General features: G+C 67.4%; 18 protein-coding genes. 11 read left to right on the forward strand and 7 right to left on the reverse strand.

Features of this window, described 5'->3' with window-relative positions; translation table 11 throughout:
* Positions 1 to 327 precede the first annotated feature (327 nt).
* Positions 328 to 1,476 carry a Gfo/Idh/MocA family protein gene (locus OS124_RS0116215; RefSeq protein ID WP_337459431.1) on the reverse strand — a complete coding sequence of 383 codons (1,149 nt, stop codon included), beginning with the start codon at positions 1,474 to 1,476 and terminating at the stop codon, positions 328 to 330.
* Positions 1,477 to 1,544: 68 nt separating this feature from the next.
* Here OS124_RS0116215 and OS124_RS0116220 point away from each other — a divergent pair, with 68 nt between their 5' ends.
* The 6 genes from OS124_RS0116220 (at position 1,545) to OS124_RS24965 (ending at position 8,952) form a co-directional block, all read left to right on the forward strand.
* Positions 1,545 to 2,405: a MurR/RpiR family transcriptional regulator gene (locus OS124_RS0116220; protein WP_029375504.1), complete on the forward strand. Its 861-nt coding sequence runs from the start codon at positions 1,545 to 1,547 to the stop codon at positions 2,403 to 2,405.
* Between the two features lie 110 nt (positions 2,406 to 2,515).
* Positions 2,516 to 4,441 (forward strand): bifunctional 5-dehydro-2-deoxygluconokinase/5-dehydro-2-deoxyphosphogluconate aldolase, encoded by a 1,926-nt coding sequence (locus tag OS124_RS0116225; RefSeq protein WP_029375505.1) that lies wholly within the window; start codon positions 2,516 to 2,518, stop codon positions 4,439 to 4,441.
* 32 nt (positions 4,442 to 4,473) lie between these two features.
* Positions 4,474 to 6,264 carry a 3D-(3,5/4)-trihydroxycyclohexane-1,2-dione acylhydrolase (decyclizing) gene (gene iolD / locus OS124_RS0116230; RefSeq protein ID WP_237708132.1) on the forward strand — a complete coding sequence of 597 codons (1,791 nt, stop codon included), beginning with the start codon at positions 4,474 to 4,476 and terminating at the stop codon, positions 6,262 to 6,264.
* A 12-nt stretch (positions 6,265 to 6,276) separates the two neighbouring features.
* On the forward strand, positions 6,277 to 7,194 hold the full coding sequence (gene iolE, locus OS124_RS0116235) for a myo-inosose-2 dehydratase (protein WP_010140852.1): 918 nt from the start codon (positions 6,277 to 6,279) through the stop codon (positions 7,192 to 7,194).
* Positions 7,195 to 7,196: 2 nt separating this feature from the next.
* Complete coding sequence (iolB, locus tag OS124_RS0116240) at positions 7,197 to 7,994, forward strand: 5-deoxy-glucuronate isomerase (RefSeq protein WP_010140853.1); 798 nt, start codon at positions 7,197 to 7,199, stop codon at positions 7,992 to 7,994.
* A gap of 19 nt (positions 7,995 to 8,013) precedes the next feature.
* Entirely contained in the window at positions 8,014 to 8,952 is a 939-nt protein-coding gene (locus tag OS124_RS24965; protein ID WP_010140854.1) for an alpha/beta hydrolase, read from the forward strand.
* Positions 8,953 to 8,973: 21 nt separating this feature from the next.
* On the opposite strand, the gene OS124_RS27550 is transcribed toward OS124_RS24965, so the two are convergent.
* From OS124_RS27550 to OS124_RS0116270, 5 genes are read right to left on the reverse strand one after another with little or no spacing between them, the layout of a single operon-like run.
* On the reverse strand, positions 8,974 to 9,120 hold the full coding sequence (locus tag OS124_RS27550; protein WP_168161479.1) for a hypothetical protein: 147 nt from the start codon (positions 9,118 to 9,120) through the stop codon (positions 8,974 to 8,976).
* Between the two features lie 26 nt (positions 9,121 to 9,146).
* Positions 9,147 to 10,658, reverse strand: coding sequence for a tripartite tricarboxylate transporter permease (locus OS124_RS0116255; protein WP_010140855.1), 1,512 nt, complete (start codon positions 10,656 to 10,658; stop codon positions 9,147 to 9,149).
* Between the two features lie 3 nt (positions 10,659 to 10,661).
* Positions 10,662 to 11,162, reverse strand: a complete 501-nt coding sequence (locus OS124_RS0116260; protein WP_010140856.1) for a tripartite tricarboxylate transporter TctB family protein — start codon at positions 11,160 to 11,162, stop codon at positions 10,662 to 10,664.
* A 34-nt stretch (positions 11,163 to 11,196) separates the two neighbouring features.
* Positions 11,197 to 12,189 carry a Bug family tripartite tricarboxylate transporter substrate binding protein gene (locus tag OS124_RS0116265; protein ID WP_010140857.1) on the reverse strand — a complete coding sequence of 331 codons (993 nt, stop codon included), beginning with the start codon at positions 12,187 to 12,189 and terminating at the stop codon, positions 11,197 to 11,199.
* Positions 12,190 to 12,235: 46 nt separating this feature from the next.
* Positions 12,236 to 13,807 carry a sulfatase gene (locus OS124_RS0116270; protein ID WP_029375506.1) on the reverse strand — a complete coding sequence of 524 codons (1,572 nt, stop codon included), beginning with the start codon at positions 13,805 to 13,807 and terminating at the stop codon, positions 12,236 to 12,238.
* Positions 13,808 to 13,904: 97 nt separating this feature from the next.
* Here OS124_RS0116270 and OS124_RS0116275 point away from each other — a divergent pair, with 97 nt between their 5' ends.
* Positions 13,905 to 14,816 carry a LysR family transcriptional regulator gene (locus OS124_RS0116275; protein ID WP_010140860.1) on the forward strand — a complete coding sequence of 304 codons (912 nt, stop codon included), beginning with the start codon at positions 13,905 to 13,907 and terminating at the stop codon, positions 14,814 to 14,816.
* Positions 14,817 to 14,834: 18 nt separating this feature from the next.
* Here the strand turns inward: OS124_RS0116275 and OS124_RS0116280 are convergent, their stop codons facing one another.
* Entirely contained in the window at positions 14,835 to 16,007 is a 1,173-nt protein-coding gene (locus OS124_RS0116280) for an ROK family protein (RefSeq protein WP_050900909.1), read from the reverse strand.
* Positions 16,008 to 16,148: 141 nt separating this feature from the next.
* Between OS124_RS0116280 and OS124_RS0116285 the strand changes: the two genes are divergently transcribed.
* From OS124_RS0116285 to OS124_RS0116300, 4 genes are all read left to right on the forward strand, one after another.
* Positions 16,149 to 17,450 (forward strand): extracellular solute-binding protein, encoded by a 1,302-nt coding sequence (locus tag OS124_RS0116285; RefSeq protein ID WP_010140862.1) that lies wholly within the window; start codon positions 16,149 to 16,151, stop codon positions 17,448 to 17,450.
* A 90-nt stretch (positions 17,451 to 17,540) separates the two neighbouring features.
* Entirely contained in the window at positions 17,541 to 18,425 is an 885-nt protein-coding gene (locus OS124_RS0116290; RefSeq protein ID WP_010140863.1) for a carbohydrate ABC transporter permease, read from the forward strand.
* Complete coding sequence (locus OS124_RS0116295) at positions 18,422 to 19,327, forward strand: carbohydrate ABC transporter permease (protein WP_010140864.1); 906 nt, start codon at positions 18,422 to 18,424, stop codon at positions 19,325 to 19,327. The genes OS124_RS0116290 and OS124_RS0116295 overlap by 4 nt, the downstream gene beginning before the upstream one ends.
* Positions 19,328 to 19,329: 2 nt before the next feature.
* A partial coding sequence (locus OS124_RS0116300) for an ATP-binding cassette domain-containing protein (protein ID WP_040607407.1) occupies positions 19,330 to 19,581 on the forward strand: 252 nt, incomplete at its 3' end.

A 19,581-nucleotide genomic window follows, 5' to 3' on the forward strand; every position in this document is an offset into this window, starting at 1 on the left:
GCCGGTCATCCCTGGCGCAACCCGATCTCGGTTAGGGTCGAGCTGCCCCGGGCTGGGGTGGCAGGGATGGCATCGCCGCTGCCGCTCTGCGGCCCCTCTCTCCGGTCGGTGCCACCGGTCCCGTCCGGGGCTTCAGCGCGCTGGACATCTGGCCGATGCGCCGCAGCAACGCCCCCGAAGCCGCGACCTGCGTGGGCCCGGCGGCTGGGGGACATGCACCCGCCTTGGCGGTCCGCTCGGGGGGCGCCTCGGCGGCCCGCGCCCGTCACGGGCAGGCCCCGGGCAGTTCCTTTGGGGGCACTTCTGCCGCGGGGGCGCAATACCGCTCTAGGTCACCGAGACCCAGCTTTGCGCCTCATACGCCTCGGCCATCTTGTGAACGCTGCGCTCTATCTCGATACCCTTCTCGAAGTCGATGAGATGGGCCGGACGGCCGTGGATGGCGTTCAGCAGTTCACAGCACTCGATCACCTTCAGGTCGTTGAAGCCCAGCCCGTGCCCGGGGGCGGGGACGAACTGGCCGTAGATCGGATGGGCGGGGCCGGCCAGAAGGCGGGTGTACCCGGCCTCGGCGGCATCGCCCCCGGCGCGGTAGACCTCGACCTCGTTCATCCGTTCCTGGTCATAGGTGATCGACCCGGCCGAGCCGTAGATCTGCAGGGCGATCCGTCCCTTGCGCCCCCAGGCCGAGCGGTTGGCCATCAGCACGCCCGAGGCGCCGTCCTTCATCCGGAACAACACGTTGGCGATGTCATGGGTCTCGACCGGGCGGCGGTCGCCCTCTGAGGTGAGGCGGTCGGGGTAGGGGCGGGCCATGTCGGTGGTGACCCGGTCCAGCGGCCCGAACAGCGTGGTGATCAGCGACAGCGGATGCACCGCGAAGTCATCCAGCGCGCCGTAACCCGAGTTTGCATCATGCTTCCAGTAGAAGACCTCCTCCGGGTCGGCCATGAAATCCTCGTCCATTTCGGCGCGGATGTGGGTGACCCTGCCGATGGCCCCCTGCGCCAGCAGGTCGGCAATCTGCCGGATCATCGGGTTCTGGATGTAGTTGTAGCCAAGCGCGGCGATGCGGCCCGAGGCCCGGGCCACGTCGCGCATCTGCAGCGCGTCCTCGAACTTCGGCGCCATCGGCTTCTCGCACCAGACGTGCTTGCCGGCCTCAAGGGCGGCAATGGCCATCTCGGGATGGAAGGCATTTGGCGTGGTGACCGAGATTACCTCGACCTCCGGGTCAGCCAGCAGGTCACGCCAGTTGCCGGTCGCCTTCTCGAAGCCGAAGGCGTCGGCGCGGGTGCGGGCCAGGTCGGCATCCACCTCGGCCAGGTGCACCAGGCGGATCGCCGGGGTGTCGCCGAAGGTCGGCCCGACGGCATTCCACGCCAGCGCGTGGCATTTTCCCATGTATCCGGTCCCGATGAGACCAATTCCGAGCGACGTCATGCGCGCACCTTCACCGTCGGGGCCGCAATTCATGTACTATTTGTTGCGGCGATTCCAAAAATATGGAATTTTTCTTCCACCAATGAATGAGTGGGTCAAGCATGAATGACAGAGGTCCCGAGGGGAAAGCTGAAACGGGCGTTCCGCCGCGCAGTTTCGACGAGCTGCGCCAGATGATCGCCGCCAAACCGGGGGAGCTGCCCCGGCGGCTGAGCCAGGCGGCGCAATTCGCCCTGGCGAATCCCGATGACATCGCCCTGGGCACGGCGGCCAGCGTGGCGACGGCTGCAGGGGTGCAGCCCTCGACGCTGATCCGGTTGGCGCAGCATTTCGGCTACCAGGGCTTTTCCGACTTCCAGACGGTGTTCCGCGAGCGGCTCAAGAGCCGTGCCTCGGTCTACGAGGATCGGCTGCGTCAGATCGAGACCGATGTCGCCGGAGATACTTATGAAAGCGCACTGCTGAACGGGTTCTTCCGGGCGGCGCGGCAGTCGCTCGACGGTGTCTCAGCCAGCATGGATTCGGCAGTTTTCGGCAGTGCTGTCAGCGTTCTGGCCAAGGCTGACACGATTTTCCTGGTGTCGCGGCGGCGGGCCTATCCGCTGGCCGCACAGATGGCCTACACCTTCGGCACCCTCGGGATCAGGACGATGATGGTCGACAGCGCCATGGCCGTCGACAGCGAGATCGTGCGGACGGCAGGCCCCCGCGATGCGGCGGTGGTCTGCTCCTTCGCGCCCTATACGCCCGCCACCATCGGGCTGGCGGAAGAGCTGGCCGAGGCGGGTGTGCCGATCATCGCGATCACGGATTCGGCCCTGTCACCGCTGGCCCCCCTGGCGAGCCATTGGTTCGAGGTCGCGGAACAGGCCTTCAACGGATTCCGCTCTCTCTCGGCCAGCATGGCGCTGACCATGGCCCTGCCCGTAGCCGTGGCCGAGCGGCGCCGGCTGGGAGGCTGAGGGAGGCATCTTCGGGTGAGATGTGGATATTCCATATTGACTACCGTGTGGAACAAATGTTTCATCCGTGCGGAATGGAGACCGCAGGGCGCGGAGAGCAGGGGGAGTTCATGACAGGATCGGACGTGACACAGCTGGACGTCATCACCATCGGGCGATCCTCGGTGGATCTCTACGGCACACAGGTGGGTGGCCGGCTTGAGGATATGGGTTCTTTCGACAAGTATATCGGCGGGTCACCCACCAATATCGCCTGCGGGACCGCGCGGCTGGGGCTGCGCTCGGGCCTGATCACCCGGGTCGGGGATGAGCACATGGGCCGCTTCATCCGCGAAGAGCTGGCGCGCAATGCCGTGGACACCCGCGGCGTGATCACCGATCCCCAGCGGTTGACGGCGCTGGTCCTGCTGGGCATCCGCGACGAGGAACAGTTTCCGCTGATCTTCTACCGCGAGAACTGCGCCGACATGGCGCTTTGCGAGGATGACATCGATCCGGGCTATATCGCCTCGGCGCGTTCGGTGGTGGCCACGGGCACCCATCTCAGCCATCCGCGCACCGAGGCGGCGCTGCTCAAGGCACTGCACCTGGCGCGCGGGGCAGGGGTGCGCACCGCGCTCGACATCGACTACCGCCCGAACCTCTGGGGCGTGGCCGGCCATGGCGAGGGCGAAAGCCGCTTCGTCGCCTCCGAGACGGTGACGCGGGCGCTGCAGGCCAAGCTGCACCTCTTCGACCTGATCGTCGGCACCGAGGAAGAGTTCCACATCGCCGGCGGCACCACCGACACGCTCGCGGCGCTGCGCGCTGTGCGGGCCCTGTCGGGCGCGGTGCTGGTCTGCAAGCGTGGCGCGCTCGGCGCCGTGGCCTTTGCCGGAGCGATCCCAGACACGCTGGACGGCGGAGAGAGCGGCCCCGGCTTCCCGATCGAGGTATTCAACGTGCTGGGCGCGGGCGACGGCTTCATGTCGGGGCTGCTGAAGGGCTGGCTGGAGGATGCGCCCTGGCCGGTCGCACTGACCTATGCCAATGCCTGCGGGGCCTTCGCGGTCAGCCGTCACGGCTGCACCCCGGCCTATCCAAGCCTCGAGGAACTGAACCTACTGATCCGGCGCGGCGTGCAGCGCCCCGACCTGCGCAACGATGCCGAGCTGGAGCAATTGCACTGGTCGACCACCCGGGCGAATGCCTGGCTCGACCTGAGGGTGCTGGCCTTCGACCACCGGATCCAGCTGGAAGAGATGCAGGGCTTCACGCCCGAGAAGGGCGCGCGGTTCAAGGACCTGTGCCTCGACGCGGCGCTGGCGGTGCGCGCGGGGCGCCGCGGCTACGGCATTCTCTGCGACAACCGCATCGGGCGGCGCGCCCTGCACCGCGCCTCGGGCACCGGGCTGTGGATCGGCCGGCCGGTGGAATGGCCCGGTGCCCGCCCGCTGGAGCTGGAGCCCGAGCTGGGGCCGGACCTCGGCGGTCTGGTCGAATGGGCGCGCGAGAACGTGGTCAAGGTGCTCTGCTTCTGCCATCCCGACGACAGCGCCGAGATCTGGGCGGCCCAGGAACAGACGGTGCGCAGGCTTTTCGCCGCCGCGCGCCGCAACCGGCTGGAATTCCTGCTGGAACTGGCGCCCTCGAAGGTCGGACCCGTCGCCGAGGACACCACGGCACGGCTGATCCAGCGGTTCTACGATCTTGGCGTCTATCCCGACTGGTGGAAGCTTGAGCCAATGCGCTCGGTCCCGGCCTGGCAGCAGGCGGTGGCGGCGATCGAGCGCAACGATCCCCATACGCGCGGCATCGTCGTGCTGGGTCTCGATGCGCCGGAGGCCGAACTGGCCGAGAGTTTCGCGGTGGCCGCCCGGTTCGATCTGGTCAGGGGTTTCGCCGTCGGCCGGACGATCTTTGCCGATGCGGCGCGCGCCTGGATGGCGGGCGGGATGGACGACGCACAGGCCGTCGCGCAGATGACCGAGAGGTTCGCGCGGCTGTGCAGCATCTGGGACAGGGCGCGGCAGGACGCGCAGGAGGCAGCCGCGTGAGCGAAACGATCCGACTGACCGCGGCGCAGGCCATGGTGAAATGGCTGGCCGTGCAGATGACCGAAGAGGGCGAGCGTTTCATCGACGGCGTCTGGGCAATCTTCGGCCACGGCAATGTCGCCGGCATGGGCGAGGCGCTGCACCGCTACCGCGATGAGCTGCCCACCTGGCGCGGCCAGAACGAACAGACCATGGCCCATGCCGCGATTGCCTATGCCAAGACCAAGCGGCGCCGGCGCGCGCAGGCGGTCACCACCTCCATCGGGCCGGGCGCAACCAACCTCGTCACCGCCGCCGCCCTGGCCCATGTTAACCGCCTGCCGCTGCTGATGATCTGCGGCGATGTCTTCGCCAACCGCCGTCCCGATCCGGTGTTGCAGCAGATCGAGGATTTCGACGATGGCACCGTTTCCGCCAATGACTGCTTCCGCCCGGTCGTGCGCTACTTCGACCGGATCACCCGGCCTGAGCATCTGCTGACCTGCCTGCCGCGCGCTTTGCGCGTGATGACGGATCCGGCGAACTGCGGGCCGGTCTGCCTGTCCTTCTGCCAGGACGTGCAGGCCGAAGCCCATGACTACCCGCTGTCCTTCTTCCAGCCGCGCATCTGGCGCATTCGCCGCCCCATGCCCGACCCGAGAGAGCTGGAAGATGCCCTGGCCGCGCTGCGCGCCGCCGAACGTCCGCTGATCGTCGCCGGGGGCGGGGTGCTCTATTCCGGGGCCGAGGCAGCGCTGGCGGCCTTTGCCGCCCGGCACGATATCCCGGTGGTCGAAACCCAGGCCGGGAAGGGCGTGCTTGGCTGCGACAACCCGCACAACTTCGGATCGCCCGGGGTGACCGGCTCGGGCTGCGGCAATGCGCTGGCCGCCCGTGCCGACCTGGTGCTGGGCATCGGCACGCGGTTCCAGGATTTCACCACCGGCTCCTGGGCGCTGTTCGACAGGGACTGCCGTTTCGTGTCGATCAACCTTGCGGGACATGACGCGGCCAAGCATGGCGCGCTGCCCGTGGTCGGTGATGCGCGCATGGCGCTGGTGGCCCTGTCGGACCTGATGGGAGACAGGCGCTTTGGCTGGCAGGATCCCGCGGCGCGGGACAGCTGGCAGGAGGCGGTTCGCGCCGTCACCGCCGCACCGGTCGCGGCGGGGCTGCCGACCGATGCCCAGGTGATCGGCGCGGTGCAGCGCACGGCCACCGACCGCACCGTCGCCATGTGCGCGGCGGGCACCATGCCGGGGGCGCTTCAGGTGCTCTGGCAGGCGGCGCCGGGGGGCTATCACATGGAATACGGCTATTCCTGCATGGGCTACGAGATCGCCGGCGCCATGGGCATCAAGCTGGCCGCGCCGGAGCGGGATGTCGTGTGCTTCGTCGGCGACGGCTCCTACATGATGGCGAACTCTGAGCTGGCCACGGCGGTGATGCGGCGGGTGCCCTTTACCGTCGTGCTGACCGACAACCGGGGCTACGGCTGCATCAACCGCTTGCAGATCGCCAGCGGCGGGGCCGAGTTCCGCAACATGTACAAGGACTCCGATCTCGAGGCGCTGCCGCAGATCGACTTCGTGGCCCATGCCGGCGCCATGGGGGCCCACGCCGAGAAGGCCGCCGATATCGCGGATCTCGAGGCGCGCATCCTCGCCGCCCGCGACCGGGACATTCCGACGGTGATCGTGATCGACACCGATGCCGCGCCGGGCCTCGATCTGGGCGGCCACTGGTGGGACGTCGCCGTCCCGCAGGCCGGGGACGGCCCGCGCCTGGACGCCGCCCGCGCCCGCCACGCCCAGAATGCGGCGCGGCAGAACCCTGTTGATTGATCGGAGACTGACATGGCCATCAGGATCGGCATTTCCCCAATCTCGTGGCAGAACGACGACCTGCCGGAGCTGACCGCGCAGTACACGATGGACCAGGCCCTGCGCGAGGCGCGCGGGATCGGCTATCGCGGCGTCGAGCGCGGGCGGCAGATGCCCGAGGGCACCGAGGCCCTGCGCGGCTACCTCGACCAGCACGACCTTGCGCTCTGCGGCGGCTGGTGCTCGGGCAACCTGTTGGTCAACGACGTCGAGACCGAATGGCAGGCCATCCGGGGCCAGGTGGCGCAGTTCGCCGCGCTGGACGCGCCCTGCATCGTCTATTCCGAATGCTCGAACACCGTTCAGGGGGATATCGGCGTGCCGGTCAATGACCGTCCCCGGCTGGGACGCGAAGGAGTGCGGGCCTATGCCCGCAAGCTCTCGGAACTGGCGAAACGGGTGGCCGGGGCGGGCACGGTGCTGTCCTATCATCACCACATGGGCTCGATCATCGAGGCCGAGGAGGAGGTCGACTGGCTGATGGCGGCCAGCGGTCCCGAGGTGACGCTGTGCTTTGATACCGGGCACCTGCTGTTCGGCGGCGGAGATGTCCTGGCGACCCTGGACCGCTGGGCCGAGCGGGTCCATCACGTCCATTTCAAGGATATCCGGCCCGGGGTGGTGCGGGACGTGCGGGACAACCGCCGCTCGTTCCTGGAGGCGGTGATCGCCGGGGCCTTCACCGTGCCCGGCGACGGCTGCATCGACTTCCAGGCGGTCGCGGACCGGCTGAAGGCCATGGGCTACGATGGCTGGATCGTGGTCGAGGCCGAGCAGGACCCGGCCAGCGCCCCGCCCGAAGCCTATGCACGGATGGGATACGAGACGATCCTGCAGGTCTGCGCCCGCGCCGGCCTGCAGGTCACGCGCCTGGAAGAGGGGAGGGTCTGAGCATGGCCGATCTGCAACTGAAACCGCAGCGGGACAGCGGCTGCATCACCCGTGTGACGCCTGAAAGCGCAGGCTGGGGCCATGTCGGCTTCGAGGTCCATCGACTGGCGGCAGGCGAGACCCTCGAAGGGGCGGCAAGCGACCGCGAGACCTGCCTGGTCTGGGTGTCCGGCCGTGGGCAGGCGCAGGCCGTAGGCCATGACTTCGGCGAACTGGGCGAGCGGATGAGCCCCTTCGACGGGCCGCCCCATGCGCTCTATGTTCCCGCCGGCGCGGACTGGGCGGTCACCGCCACCACCGCGCTTGAGCTTGCCGTCTGCTCGGCCCCCGGAGGCGGCGATTTCGCCGCCCGCGCGATCCCGCCCGGCACCCATCCGGTCGAACGGCGCGGCACGGGTTCGAACCTGCGCCACGTGCACAACATCATGCCCGAGGACGACGGCGCGGCGCAGTCGCTGCTGGTGGTCGAGGTGATCACCCCCGGCGGCAATACCTCGTCCTACCCGCCGCACAAGCATGACCGCGACGCGCTGCCCGGGGAAAGCCAGCTGGAAGAGACCTATTATCACCGGCTGAACCCGCCCCAGGGCTATGCCTTCCAGCGCGTCTACACCGACGATCTCTCGCTGGACGAAACCATGTGCCTGTCGGACGGGGACGTGGTGCTGGTGCCGCGCGGCTATCACCCCTGCGCGACCCTCCATGGCTACGATCTGTACTACCTGAACGTCATGGCCGGGCCCCGGAGGGTCTGGCGCTTCCACAACCAGGAAGACCACGCCTGGCTTCTGAAGACCTGACAGCACCGGAGGGCCCCTCATGATCGACCCGCAACTGCAAGGCTGCCTCGACGAGTGGGCCGCAGGATGGGAGGCCCTCCCGCCCGGCGCCACCCCGGCCCAGAGGCGGACGCGGTTCGAGGTGATGAGCCACGCCATGCGCGGCCCCATGCCCGAAGACGTGGACGCCCGGACCGAGCACTGGATCGAGACCGAGGCCGGTCCGGTGCGGGTGCGGGTCTTCCGCCACTGCTCGGGCGGCGTGCAGCCCTGCCTGATCTACATGCACGGCGGTGGCTGGGTGCAGGGCAGCCCGGAAACCCATTGGGACATCACCGCCAGCCTTGCCGCGATGAACCGGCAGACGGTGATCAGCGTCGATTATGACCTGGCGCCCGAAGTGCCCTTCCCGGCAGCGATCGACCAATGTACCGCCGTCGCCCGCTGGAGCCATGCCAATGCCGCCCTGCTGGGTATCGACCCGGGTCGGATCGCCGTTGGCGGAGACAGCGCCGGGGCCAACCTGGCCGCCGTCATGGCGCTGGACCTGCGCGGCAGCGAGGTTGCCCTGACCGGCCAGCTGCTGGCCTATCCGCCCTGCGACTTCGACCGCTCGCGCCCCTCCTACACCGAAAACGGGGCGGGGCCGATGATCCGCCTCGACGCCCGGGTCGAGATGGCCTATTGCCCCGATCCCGATCTGCTCTCCTCGCCCCGCTGCGCGCCCCTGATGGCCGACAGCCTTGCAGGACTGCCGCCCGCCTTCGTCGCGGTGGCCGAACATGATCCGCTGCGTGACAGCGGCCGGGCCTATGCCGAGCGGCTTCAGGCCGAAGGGGTGGCGGTGACGCTGGAGGCGGGGCAGGGGCTGACCCATGGCTACCTGCGCTTCATCGGTCGCTGCGCGGCCTGTGACCGGGCGCTGAGCGCCATGGCGGCCTGGCTCGACGGGATCAATCGCGGCCCTGCGGCGCGCTGAGCGCGCGCCGGGCCGCAGCCCCTAGTCGGTATTTCTTTCACTGGCCGGACCCGGCCCGCGCATGTAGTGGCGGGCCGGGTCGTAGCGCTTGATCTGTCCGAGGGCCCGGGCCCCCATGAAGGGGGCCGTGGCAAGGGCGATGATCCGGGTGCGGAGGCGCTTGAACATGGGCAGGATCTTCACTGCGGCGCCCCTCAGTCGGGGCTCTCGGCGCGGCGGGCGCGCTGCGCCTTGCGCAGGCGGATCGTCCAGAAGATCGCGCTGGCGATCAGCAACACGTTGGCCGCCACGAGGATCGCCGAGACCGGCCGGTCGAGGAAGATCCAGTAGCCCTCGCGCGAGATCAGCAGCGAGCGGCGCAGGTTGTTCTCCAGCAGCGGTCCCAGGATCACCCCGATGACCAGCGGCGCCAGCGGATAGCCCCCCGCTCGCAGGAGGATCCCGACCACGCCGAAGCCCATCATCACCCAGAGATCGAAGACCGAGCTTTGCAGGGCGAAGGTGCCGATGGCACAGAGCAGCAGGACGACGGGCACCAGGTAGCTCTTCTTCAGTCGCAGCACCCAGACGAAGACCGGGGTCATCACGATGCCGACGACCAGCAGCGAGACGTTTGAGAACAGGTAGACCAGGAAGATGCCGCCGGCGATCTCGGGCTGGTCGGCGAACAGGGCCGGGCCGGGGAAGAAGCCGAGGATCAGCATGGCTCCGATCAGCACCGCCGAGGCCGCCTCGCCCGGGATGCCCAGGGCCAGGGTCGGCACCATGGCACCGCCGACGGTGGCGTTGTTGGCGCTTTCGGTGGCGACGACGCCGCCCTCGGCGCCCTTGCCATAGCCCTCTTCGGGCTTGGACATGGCCTTGGCCACCGCGTAGGAGGCGAAGGTCGAGATCGTGCCGCCGACTCCGGGCAGGGCGCCGAAAGCCGCGCCGATGGTCGAGGACCTGAGCAGGTTCTTCCAGTGGCGCAGGGTCAGCAGCACGCTGCGGAAGCCGGGGCGGACGGGTTTGACCGTGGGCTTCTCGTTCAGGTTGCCCGCCTGGACCTGCTGGGCCATTTCCGAGACCGCGAAGATGCCCACGACGATGGCGACGATATGGAAGCCGTTCAGCATCTCGTAGTGGAAGGCGAAGCGGAAGCCGGTCGAGAACTCGTCGGTGCCGATGGTGGCGATCAGCAGCCCGAGGGCGCCGGTCATCAGCCCCTTCAGCAGCGATCCGTCCGAGACGACGGCGATGGAAATCAGCCCGGTCAGCGCCAGCATGGCATATTCCGGCGGGGCGAAATTCGAGGCGAAATCGGCCAGCACCGGGGCGGTCAGGATCAGCACCAGCCCGCCGAACAGCCCGCCGAGCGCCGAGGCCGAGATGGCGATGCCGATGGCATCGGCGGCGCGGCCCTTCTGGGCCATGGGGTAGCCGTCAAACAGCGTTGCCGCCGCCAGCGGCGTGCCGGGAATGCGCAGCAGGATCGCCGAGATCGACCCCCCGCAGGAGCCTCCGACCCCGATAGCGATCAGGAACCCCATGGCCGAGACCGGCGGCATGTCGACCGCGAAGGGCAGCATCAGCACGATCCCCATGAGCGGCCCGAGGCCGGGCAGGGCGCCGACGACGAGGCCGAAGATGACCCCCAGCGTGGTGAGGATCAGCGTCAGCGGGGTGAAGAACTGATCGAGTCCTTGGATGAGCGATTGGGCAAGCATGATCTACCAGGGGATGTTCAGGTGAAGGAAGCCGCCGGGCAGCACGATCTTGAGCCAGGCCTCGAAGACGAAGGAGAACCCGAGCGAGATCAGCAGCGCCGGCACGAGGATCGCGACCGGGTTGCGGATCCCCGCCAGCAGCATGAGGGCGGCCAGCATGAGTGGCGTCGTGAGGTGGTAGCCCAGCGGGGCAAGGCTGCCGAGGTAGAGCGCGAAAATCGCCACCATCAGCGCCGGGCGCAGAAGCGCGCGCAACGGCACCCCCGGTGCGTCGGGGCCCTCGTCGCTGCGGGCGCGCAGCAGCCGCAGCGCCAGTTGCAGGGCGACCATGCCGCCCAGCAGGGCGGCGATGGCCTTGGGATAGGCGGCCGCGTTGTCATAGGGCCCGCCCGAGGCGATGCCCTGTCGTGCCATGTCGGTGGCCGCCTGCTGGAACACCAGCGCCACGACCCCGACAAAGAGCAGCGTGACGAGCCACTCGGCGTGAATTTTCCTGATCATCATTCCATCTTCCGGCTGTGGCTCGTCACGGGGCGCATCAGAGCTTCGAGAGCTCTTCTTCTTCCCATTTCAGCGCATCGCCCATGGCCTTGAGCTGACCGGCGACGGGGCCGACGACCTCGTCGTACTGATCCCAGTCCCAGTCAAGGAAGGCAAAGCCGAGCGCGGCAGCCTTGGCGCGCACCTCGGGGTTGGCAGTTGCCGCCTTCATCGCCTGGCGCAGCACCTCGACCCGCTCGGGCGGCGTGTCCTTGTGCACCAGCCACCAGTTCCAGCCCAGCGGAGCCAGGCCGCTCAGCCCCAGGTCGATGTCGAGATCGGCGATCGAGGGCGCATTGCCGAAGGCCTCGGCGCTGGCCGGCAGCTCGGAGAGCACCAGCTTGATCGCGTAGTTGTCGCCGTTCTGCTGGAACTCGCCCACGTTGATGAAGCCGAAGTCCAGCACGCCGTTCTTGAGATCGGACATGCCTTCGGCGTTGGCGGTGTAGGGAATGTTCTGGGCCACGCAGTCATAGCTTTGCAGGGCCTTGGCGATCACCATGTGGGGCAGGTTGTTGCGCGAGCCGGTGGTATAGCGCAGCTCGCCCGGGTGTTCGGCGCAATAGGCCATCATCTCTTCGAAGTCGGCCCAGCGGTCGTTCTCTGCCGAGGTGCCGATGGCGAAGGCGTTGGACGAGGCCGCATGCAGCGGGATGAAGTCGTCATAGGTCCAGTCGGCATTGCCCAGCACCGGCTGCAGCACCAGCGGTGCGACATAGCCGTCAAGGATGGTGTAGCCGTCCGCCGGCTTGTTCATGGCGATCATGAAGGCCTTGGTGCCGGCGGCACCGGGGGTCGAGATGACGGGCATCGAGACGCCCAGCTCATCGGCCATGGCATCGGCCAGAAGCTGGCTGCCGGCCATGGCGTTGCCCGGCCCCCAGGGGAAGATCAGCTCGATCGTCCGCCTGGGAAAATCCTCCGCCCGGGTCGCAAGGGGCACTGCCGTCAGGGCCAGGGCCGTGACGAGTGTCGTGGTGAGATGTTTCATGGGGTCCTCCTCCTCATGTGGTGATGGGTCGCGCGGCGACGTCGTCCTAAGGCGTCGTCGTCCTATCAGTCAGCGCATAATGGTCATACAGGTCCCGGGGCGCGTCATGCGCCCTCAGGTGGGCGCAGATCGCGTCCAGCAGGCGGGCTTCGACCGCCGCGTCCTCGATGGGCCGGGTCTGGCCGGGATCGCTGCTCAGATCATAGAGCACATGTCCCTCGTGCCAGTTGTCCAGAATGCCCATGCCGGCCTCGCCCAGCTTCTCGGACAGCCGGATCCGCAACAGCGGCGCGCCCTGGCTGAAATCGAAGCCCTCGACCAGCTCTGCCGTCGACAGGTCGCGGACCGAGAACAGCTCCTCCATCTGGCTGGGCATGAGGGTATAGAGCGGCAGGGCCGAGGGGTCGCCGGTTTCGGGGAAGCGGAAATAGGTGTAGCGGCCGTCGGTGGCACAGATCGGCCCGCCGAACATGCCCAGGATCGCCGTCTCGCGCTGCGGGTTTTCCCCGCGCAGCAGCGGCAGCATCGAATGGGCCCGCACTTCCTCTGGCGCGGTGACGCCGTGCAGGTCGAGGAAGGTGGGCATCAGGTCGACGGTCTGGGTCAGGGCCGTGACCCGCCCCTCGGCCCGACGGGGCACGTCGGGGTGCCAGATCATCAGCGGAATATGCGAGATTTCCTCGTAGTAGGGCATCCGGTTCTTGGCCCACCATTCATGCTCGCCCAGAAGGTAGCCGTGATCGGTGGTCAGGATCAGCGCGGTGTCGGACCAGGCGTCGTTTTCGTCCATCCAGTCCAGCAGCTTGCCGAAATAGGCATCGCACATCGACACCAGTGCGGCGTAGTTGCCACGGATCTCGGCGATCTCCTCCGACGAGTTGGTGCATTTCTCGTAGAGCGGCCAGTCGAGGATCGGCCCGTCGTAGCCGGTATCGAACAGCGCCTTGAACCGTTCGGGGGCGTCGAAAGGTTCATGCGGGTCGAAACATTCGATCTGCAGGAACCAGTCGTCGCTGTCGCGGTTGCGGTCGAGGAAGTCGAAGGCCTGGCGGAAGCACTTGGCGGTGGGAAAGTCGTCCTCTTCGCGGACCTCCAGCCGGTTGATGGCATGGCGCGAACGCTTCCAGACGTTCTTGCTGAGCGTGCGCCGGGTGGCGGTGCGCCCGGGCTCCATCCCGTCGGTCGGATAATGGCGCGGATCGAAGCGCTGGCGGATGCGTTCGACGGGCGGCACGGCGAAGACCGCCACCGGATCGTTCTCCTGGCCGCGGATGAAATCCCAGCTGTCGAAGGCCTGGGCATAGCCCCAGCCCCCGGTCTCGAAGTAGTGCTGATGGTCCGAGACGAGGTGGGTATAGACACCCGCCGTGCTGAGCAGTTGGGCATAGGAATTGTCGAAGGGCTCCAGCGGGCCCCAGGGCCGGTGGGTGAAGTTCAGCCGCCCCGTGTGCATGTCGCGCCGTGCCGGCATGCAGGGCAGGGACCCGGCGTAATGCGTGTCGAAGGTCACCGCGCGCGCGGCGAGACGATCGAAGTTCGGGGTCGGGAAGGCGGTATTCCCGAAGGCCCCCAGGGTGGACCTGTTCAATGAGTCAAAAAGTACGAAAATGGTCCGCAACGGCCCCTCCCTTGGTAGTGCACCATAGCTTGTCTTGCGTCAGGGGTTCTGTAAAATCGCTTTTAGAAGGTCTCACCATAGATAACGGGAATACCTCATGGATCGGAACCTGCAGGCCTTCCTGGCAATCGCGAAGGAGGCCAACCTCTCGGCGGCGGCGGAGCGCATCGGGCTGACCCAGCCGTCGCTGACCAAGCGGCTGGCCAACCTGGAAGAGGAACTGGGCGCGCCGCTGTTCGAGCGTCACCGGAGGGGAATGCGCCTGACCGCCGCCGGGCGTCGGTTCCTGGCGCGCGCGCAGCGGATCGAGACCGAGTACAACCGCGCCTACGAAGAGCTGAACACCCTGATGGGCATGGGTCTGGAGACCCTGCGCGTCGGGGCAGGGCCGCTCTATCACCTGCGCTACGTCACCCCGCTTTTCACCCGCCTGCGCAAACGCTTTCCAGCCCTCAGCTTCGAGCTGATCGCGGATCAGAACGCGGTCACCCTGCCCATGCTGCGCGAGGAGCGGGTGGACGTGGTGCTGGGGGCGATTGAACCGCTCTCGCCGGCCGAAGAAATCGAGATCATCCCGGTGTCGGAAATCGAGCATTCGGTGATGATGCCTGCGGATGACCCGCTGGCCAGCAAGGCAAGACTCACGCCGCAAGACCTGGAAGGGCTTGAGTGGGTCGCCTACCAGGGGGCGACCGACAACGTCCCCTTGCTGCGTCGCTATTTCACCCAGCACAAGCTGTCGCCGCCAACCTTCCGGGCGCATTCGACCTCTTTCACCACGGCGCTCGACCTGACCCGGGCGTTCGGCGCAAAGCTGATGGCGCCCCTGCAACTGGCGGACCGTGTCGAGGACGTGGGGCTGGTGGCCCGCCCGACCGATCCCCCGATCAGCCGGATGGCGACCGGGGCCTATGTCCGCAAGAGCTCGCTGGAAATCCCGGTGATCCGGCAGTTGCTGCTGGACCTCGAAGAGGTCGCCGGGCGGGATGCCGGACAAGTGGCGCCGTGAGCGGGGACGGCCCCCGCCTCAGAAGACCAGCGCCTTCAGCGGCAGACAGGCGGCGCCGATTGCCGGGGTCTCGCGTCCGAGAGAGGAAATCGCGAGTTCCGGCAAGGGGTTGAGGTGACCATGGCGGGGGCGGGCATAGAACTCGGCCCGGTCAATGAAGGCCTGTGCCAGGGCGCGCGGAACCTGGCCTCCGAAAACGATGCAGGCGGGGTCAGCGACGGCGGTGACGGCATTGATGACCCGGTTGAGCTGTGGCGCGACCTGCGCGACCCAGCTTGTCACATGGGGGGACATCGGGGTCGTGACGCGGTCCAGCTCCTCGATGTCGTGCAGGTCGTCGTGACCGGCCTCGCGCAGGCGCGCCAGCAGCAGGCCAAGCGCGGGCCGGATGCCGGATTCCTCGGGCGTGAAGATCATCCCGATCTCGCCCGCATTGCCGAAGGCTCCGCGCAGCAGGTCCCCCTGGTTAATGATGCCGGCGCCGAAGCCGTAGTTGAACGAGAGGTAGACCAGATCCCGGTGCTGTCGCCCGAGGCCGAAGATCGCTTCGCAGAGCGCGGCGGTGTTGGCGGAATTGTCGGTCCAGCACGGCAGGCCGAAGCGCTCTGAGACGCAGCGCGCCAGGTCGATTTCGGACCAGTGGACCAGCGGGTCGGGGGGATTGTAGCGCCCGCTCTTCATCAGGTAGCCTGCGATGGCAAAGCCGATGCCCAGAACCTCGTCCCTGCCGAACCGGGTCTGCGCCAGGAGCGCGTCGAACTCGGCGTCGAGGCGGTCCAGCACGGCCGTGACGCTGTCGCCGGCGATGGAGAACTGCCGCGTGACATGGCCGCCGGCGAAATCCATGCAGGCCACGCCGACGCGGTCGGTGTCGAGAGAGACCCCGAGCGCACAGCCGAAACGGGGGTTCAGCAGCAGGCGCGGGCTGGGCTTGCCCTTGTGCTTCGGTGGGACGAGCGGCCCGAAGAGGACCATGCCGTCGCCGTGCAGCGTCGAGAGCAGCCGGTGCACGGATTGCTGGGTCAGCTCCATCTGGCCGGTGAGCGAGGCACGGGTCTGTTCGGGATCCTGCCAGACGGCAGAGAGCATCTGCCGCTCGTTGCCACTGACAACGGCGGCCCCGTGACGGCGAAAGCGCAGAGGCAGCAGGCTGGTGGGATCGGACGGGAAGGTTCGGAACTGGGCGCTCATCTGGTCACAATTCATGTGATCTGAAGTTTTTTCAAGAAGTTAATGACATTCTCGGCACGTCACCAGCTTGTCACACATAAAGTGTTATTAAGGCCGCATGCCGATTCCGGCGCTCCTGCTCCCGTCCCGTGAGGATCCGACATGCTTAACAAATCCGCCCTTTCCGCACTTGCGCTGATGGTTGCCGCGCCCGTCGCGCAGGCCGCCGATTTCGAGTTCTGGTATGGCAATACCGGGACCGGCGAAGAGGCGATCCAGTCCGCCTGTACAGCCTTCAATGAAAGCCAGTCCGAGCACCGCGTTTCCTGCGTGGGCCAGGGCAGCTACGAGACCGGCATGCAGAAGGCGATCGCGGCCTACCGCTCGCAGCAGCATCCGGTGCTGATCCAGTTCTTCGACGCAGGGACGCTTGACCTGATGCTCTCGGGCGCGGTGCTGCCGGTGCAGGATGTCGCCCCCGACGTCGATTGGGGCGACTACATCAACGGGGCCCGCTCGTTCTACGAGACGTCGACCGGCGAACTGTTCTCGCAGCCCTACAACGGCTCGACGCTGATCTTCTACGGCAACCGCGAGCTGCTGGCGCAGGCCGGAGTCGACGAGCTGCCGCAGACCTGGGAAGGCGTGATCGAGGCGGCGCGTGTGCTGAAGGATGCCGGCATCGACTGCCCGTTCACCACCGATGCGCACCCCTGGCGCGTGCTGGAACAGTTCTCGGCCCGTCACGGCCTGTCCATCGCCAGCCGGAACAACGGCTACGGCGGTCTGGATGCCGAGTATACCTTCAACACCGGGCCGGTCGCCGAGCACCTGCAGAACCTGGCTGCCTGGCGCGATGAGGGGCTGGTGAAGCTGGATGCGGATACCGCGGCGGGCAAGTACACCACCGCCTTCAACAGTGGCGAATGCGCGATGATGGAAGGCTCGACCGGATCCTATGGCGCAGCCTTCGCGGCCCTGGGCGACAAGGTCGAGATCGCCATGGCACCGATGTACGAAGGGTACGACCGCCACAACACGCTGATCGGCGGCGCCTCGATCTGGGTAATGAAGGGCCATGACGAACCCTCTTACAACGGGGCGCGTGCCTTCCTCGATTTCCTGCGCGGCGACGCACAGCAGATCGAGTTCACCCGCATCACCGGCTACGTGCCCGTGACCAACAGCGGCCTCGCGGCGCTGGAGGCAGCGGGCCTGTCCGGGGATCCGCAGTTCGCCACGGCTGGCGTCGGTGTCGAAAGCCTGAACCAGCCCGCGTCCGAGGACAGCCGAGGCGTGCGGCTCGGGTTCTACGTGCAGTTCCGCGACATCTTCATGGAAGAGACGCAGAAGGCCTTCACCGGCGGGCAGGACATGCAGGCGGCGCTGGACGCGGCCGCGGCCCGTGGCAACGACCTGCTGCGCCGCTTCGAGCAGACCTACGAAGGCACCAAGCTGCCCTGAACGGCAGGCCCCTGCATGGCCTCTGGCCCGTGCCGGCCCCCCCCTGGGGGCCGGCTGCCTTACCGCTGACCGACCTCTCCCGGAGTCCCCATGAAACAGGAAATCTTCCGATCCCGCTGGCTGCCCTGGTGGCTGAGCGCGCCGCAGCTGATCGTCCTCTTCCTGTTCTTCTACCTGCCGATCGCGCTGGCCTTCTTCTGGGCCTTCCACCTCGAGCAGCCCTTCGGTGGCAGATCGGAGTTCGTCGGACTGGAGAACTTCCGTCGCGTGCTGGGCTCGGGTGAGTTCTGGTCCTCTGCCGGGGCGACATTGCTCTACATGGTCCTCGCCTCGGGGACGTCGATCCTGACCGCGCTGATCCTCGCGCTGGCCGCTGACCGGGCGCTGAAGCTCTCTCCGCTGGCGCGCAACGTGTTCATCTGGCCCAAGGCGGTGGCATCGGCCTCGATCGGGGTGATCTTCGTGTTCATCCTGAACCCGTTCCTCGGCATCCTGGCGCCGCTGAACGAGATCTGGCCCGGCTTCTGGAACCCGCGCACCAATGTGACACACACCTATATCATGCTGTTCGTGACCAATGTCTGGAACGCCATCCCCTTCACCTTCATCATCCTTCTGGCCGGTCTGCAGGCGATCCCGCAGGAGCTGCACAAGGCGGGTGCGATGGATGGCTCGGGCCCCTGGCGCAGGCTCTGGGACATTCAGTTGCCGCTGCTGACGCCGCAACTCTTCGTGGTGATCGTGCTCGAGGTGGCCGACAGCCTTTCGGGCAGCTTTGGCCTGATCGACACGATGACCAACGGCGGGCCGGGCGGTGCGACGAACCTGCTCGTCTACAAGATCTATTCCGACGGCTTCAAGGCCTACGACCTGTCAGGCGCGGCGACCCAGACGGTGATCCTGATGGCGCTCGTCGCCTGTATCACCGGCTTCCAGTACGTCTTCCTCGAACGCAAAGTGAACTACGACCGATGATCGAGAACACCTCCTCCATCGACCGGGTCGCAGGGGCGATCCTGATTGCCGGGCTGCTCTTCGTGCTGACACCGCTGGTCTTCGTCGTGATCACCGCGACCCAGAGCTACGAGGACTTCCTGCGCAACAACTTCTCGCTGATCCCCGGCGGCCACTTCCTCGACAACATGCGCGAAGTCTGGTCGCGCACCGACCTGCCACGGCAGACCCTGAACTCGATCATCGTCGGGGCCATCGTGGCGGCGGGACGCGTCGCGCTGGCGGTGACGACCAGCTACGCCGTGGTGTTCTTTGCCGGACGCGGCCGGGGGCTGGTCTATGCGCTGGTGGTGGCCTCGATCATGCTGCCGCTCGAGCTGATGATCATCACCGCCTACCAGGTCACCGCCAATGTCGCCCTGCCGCTCAACGTGGTGGCCAACCTCGGTGGCTGGTGGGGGGCGCTGTTCGGCGGGCCGCTGGACCTGCGGTGGAACCTGCTGGACAGCTATGCCGGGATATCGATCCCGCTGATGGCGCAGGGGTCCTGCACGATGATCCTCGTGCAGTTCTTCCGCACCATCCCGCCGCAACTGGCACGTGCCGCCATCGTGGACGGCGTCGGGCCGCTGCGGTTCCTCTGGGATATCCTGCTGCCGCTGTCGAAGGGACCGCTGACCGCGCTTGGCATCTACATGTTCATCAGCGCCTGGATCCAGTACATGTGGCCGCTGGTTGCTGCCTCCTCGCCGGCGCGCACCATGGCCGTTGTCGGCCTGACCCGGCTGCAGGAGGACGCGGACCGCATCCCCGACTTCCCCCTGCAGATGGCTGGCGCCATCCTCGTTACCCTGCCTCCGCTGATCCTGATCGCGCTGTTCCAGCGCCGTATCGTCCGCGGCCTGACCCTGTCGGAGAAATGACCATGATGGGCCCTCGATCCACCGCCGCCATCGGCCTGCACGGGCTGGTGAAATCCTACGGCGACACCCCTGTCATCCCCGGCCTCGACGCCGAGCTGCGTGGCGGGGAGTTCACCGTGATCCTCGGCCCCTCCGGCTGCGGCAAGTCCACCCTGCTGAACTGCATCGCCGGGCTCGAGCGGTTGAGTGCGGGCCGCATCACGATTGGCGGGAGCGAGGTCCAGGACGAAGAGCCGAAGAACCGGCGCCTTGCC

The organism is Oceanicola sp. S124 (assembly GCF_000220565.1).
Taxonomy (GTDB): Bacteria; Pseudomonadota; Alphaproteobacteria; order Rhodobacterales; family Rhodobacteraceae; genus Pseudooceanicola.

What these genes read in the sequence shown, in the direction of transcription:
- OS124_RS0116280 (WP_050900909.1), bottom strand. Translation starts at nt 16,007, where the DNA reads ATGAGCGCCCAGTTCCGAACCTTCCCGTCCGATCCCACCAGCCTGCTG.
- OS124_RS0116275 (WP_010140860.1), top strand. Translation starts at nt 13,905, where the DNA reads ATGGATCGGAACCTGCAGGCCTTCCTGGCAATCGCGAAGGAGGCCAAC.
- OS124_RS0116295 (WP_010140864.1), top strand. Translation starts at nt 18,422, where the DNA reads ATGATCGAGAACACCTCCTCCATCGACCGGGTCGCAGGGGCGATCCTG.
- OS124_RS0116260 (WP_010140856.1), bottom strand. Translation starts at nt 11,162, where the DNA reads ATGATGATCAGGAAAATTCACGCCGAGTGGCTCGTCACGCTGCTCTTT.
- iolD (WP_237708132.1), top strand. Translation starts at nt 4,474, where the DNA reads ATGGTGAAATGGCTGGCCGTGCAGATGACCGAAGAGGGCGAGCGTTTC.
- OS124_RS0116220 (WP_029375504.1), top strand. Translation starts at nt 1,545, where the DNA reads ATGAATGACAGAGGTCCCGAGGGGAAAGCTGAAACGGGCGTTCCGCCG.
- OS124_RS0116285 (WP_010140862.1), top strand. Translation starts at nt 16,149, where the DNA reads ATGCTTAACAAATCCGCCCTTTCCGCACTTGCGCTGATGGTTGCCGCG.
- OS124_RS27550 (WP_168161479.1), bottom strand. Translation starts at nt 9,120, where the DNA reads ATGTTCAAGCGCCTCCGCACCCGGATCATCGCCCTTGCCACGGCCCCC.
- OS124_RS0116225 (WP_029375505.1), top strand. Translation starts at nt 2,516, where the DNA reads ATGACAGGATCGGACGTGACACAGCTGGACGTCATCACCATCGGGCGA.
- OS124_RS0116265 (WP_010140857.1), bottom strand. Translation starts at nt 12,189, where the DNA reads ATGAAACATCTCACCACGACACTCGTCACGGCCCTGGCCCTGACGGCA.
- iolE (WP_010140852.1), top strand. Translation starts at nt 6,277, where the DNA reads ATGGCCATCAGGATCGGCATTTCCCCAATCTCGTGGCAGAACGACGAC.
- OS124_RS0116215 (WP_337459431.1), bottom strand. Translation starts at nt 1,476, where the DNA reads ATGAATTGCGGCCCCGACGGTGAAGGTGCGCGCATGACGTCGCTCGGA.
- OS124_RS24965 (WP_010140854.1), top strand. Translation starts at nt 8,014, where the DNA reads ATGATCGACCCGCAACTGCAAGGCTGCCTCGACGAGTGGGCCGCAGGA.
- OS124_RS0116255 (WP_010140855.1), bottom strand. Translation starts at nt 10,658, where the DNA reads ATGCTTGCCCAATCGCTCATCCAAGGACTCGATCAGTTCTTCACCCCG.
- OS124_RS0116290 (WP_010140863.1), top strand. Translation starts at nt 17,541, where the DNA reads ATGAAACAGGAAATCTTCCGATCCCGCTGGCTGCCCTGGTGGCTGAGC.
- iolB (WP_010140853.1), top strand. Translation starts at nt 7,197, where the DNA reads ATGGCCGATCTGCAACTGAAACCGCAGCGGGACAGCGGCTGCATCACC.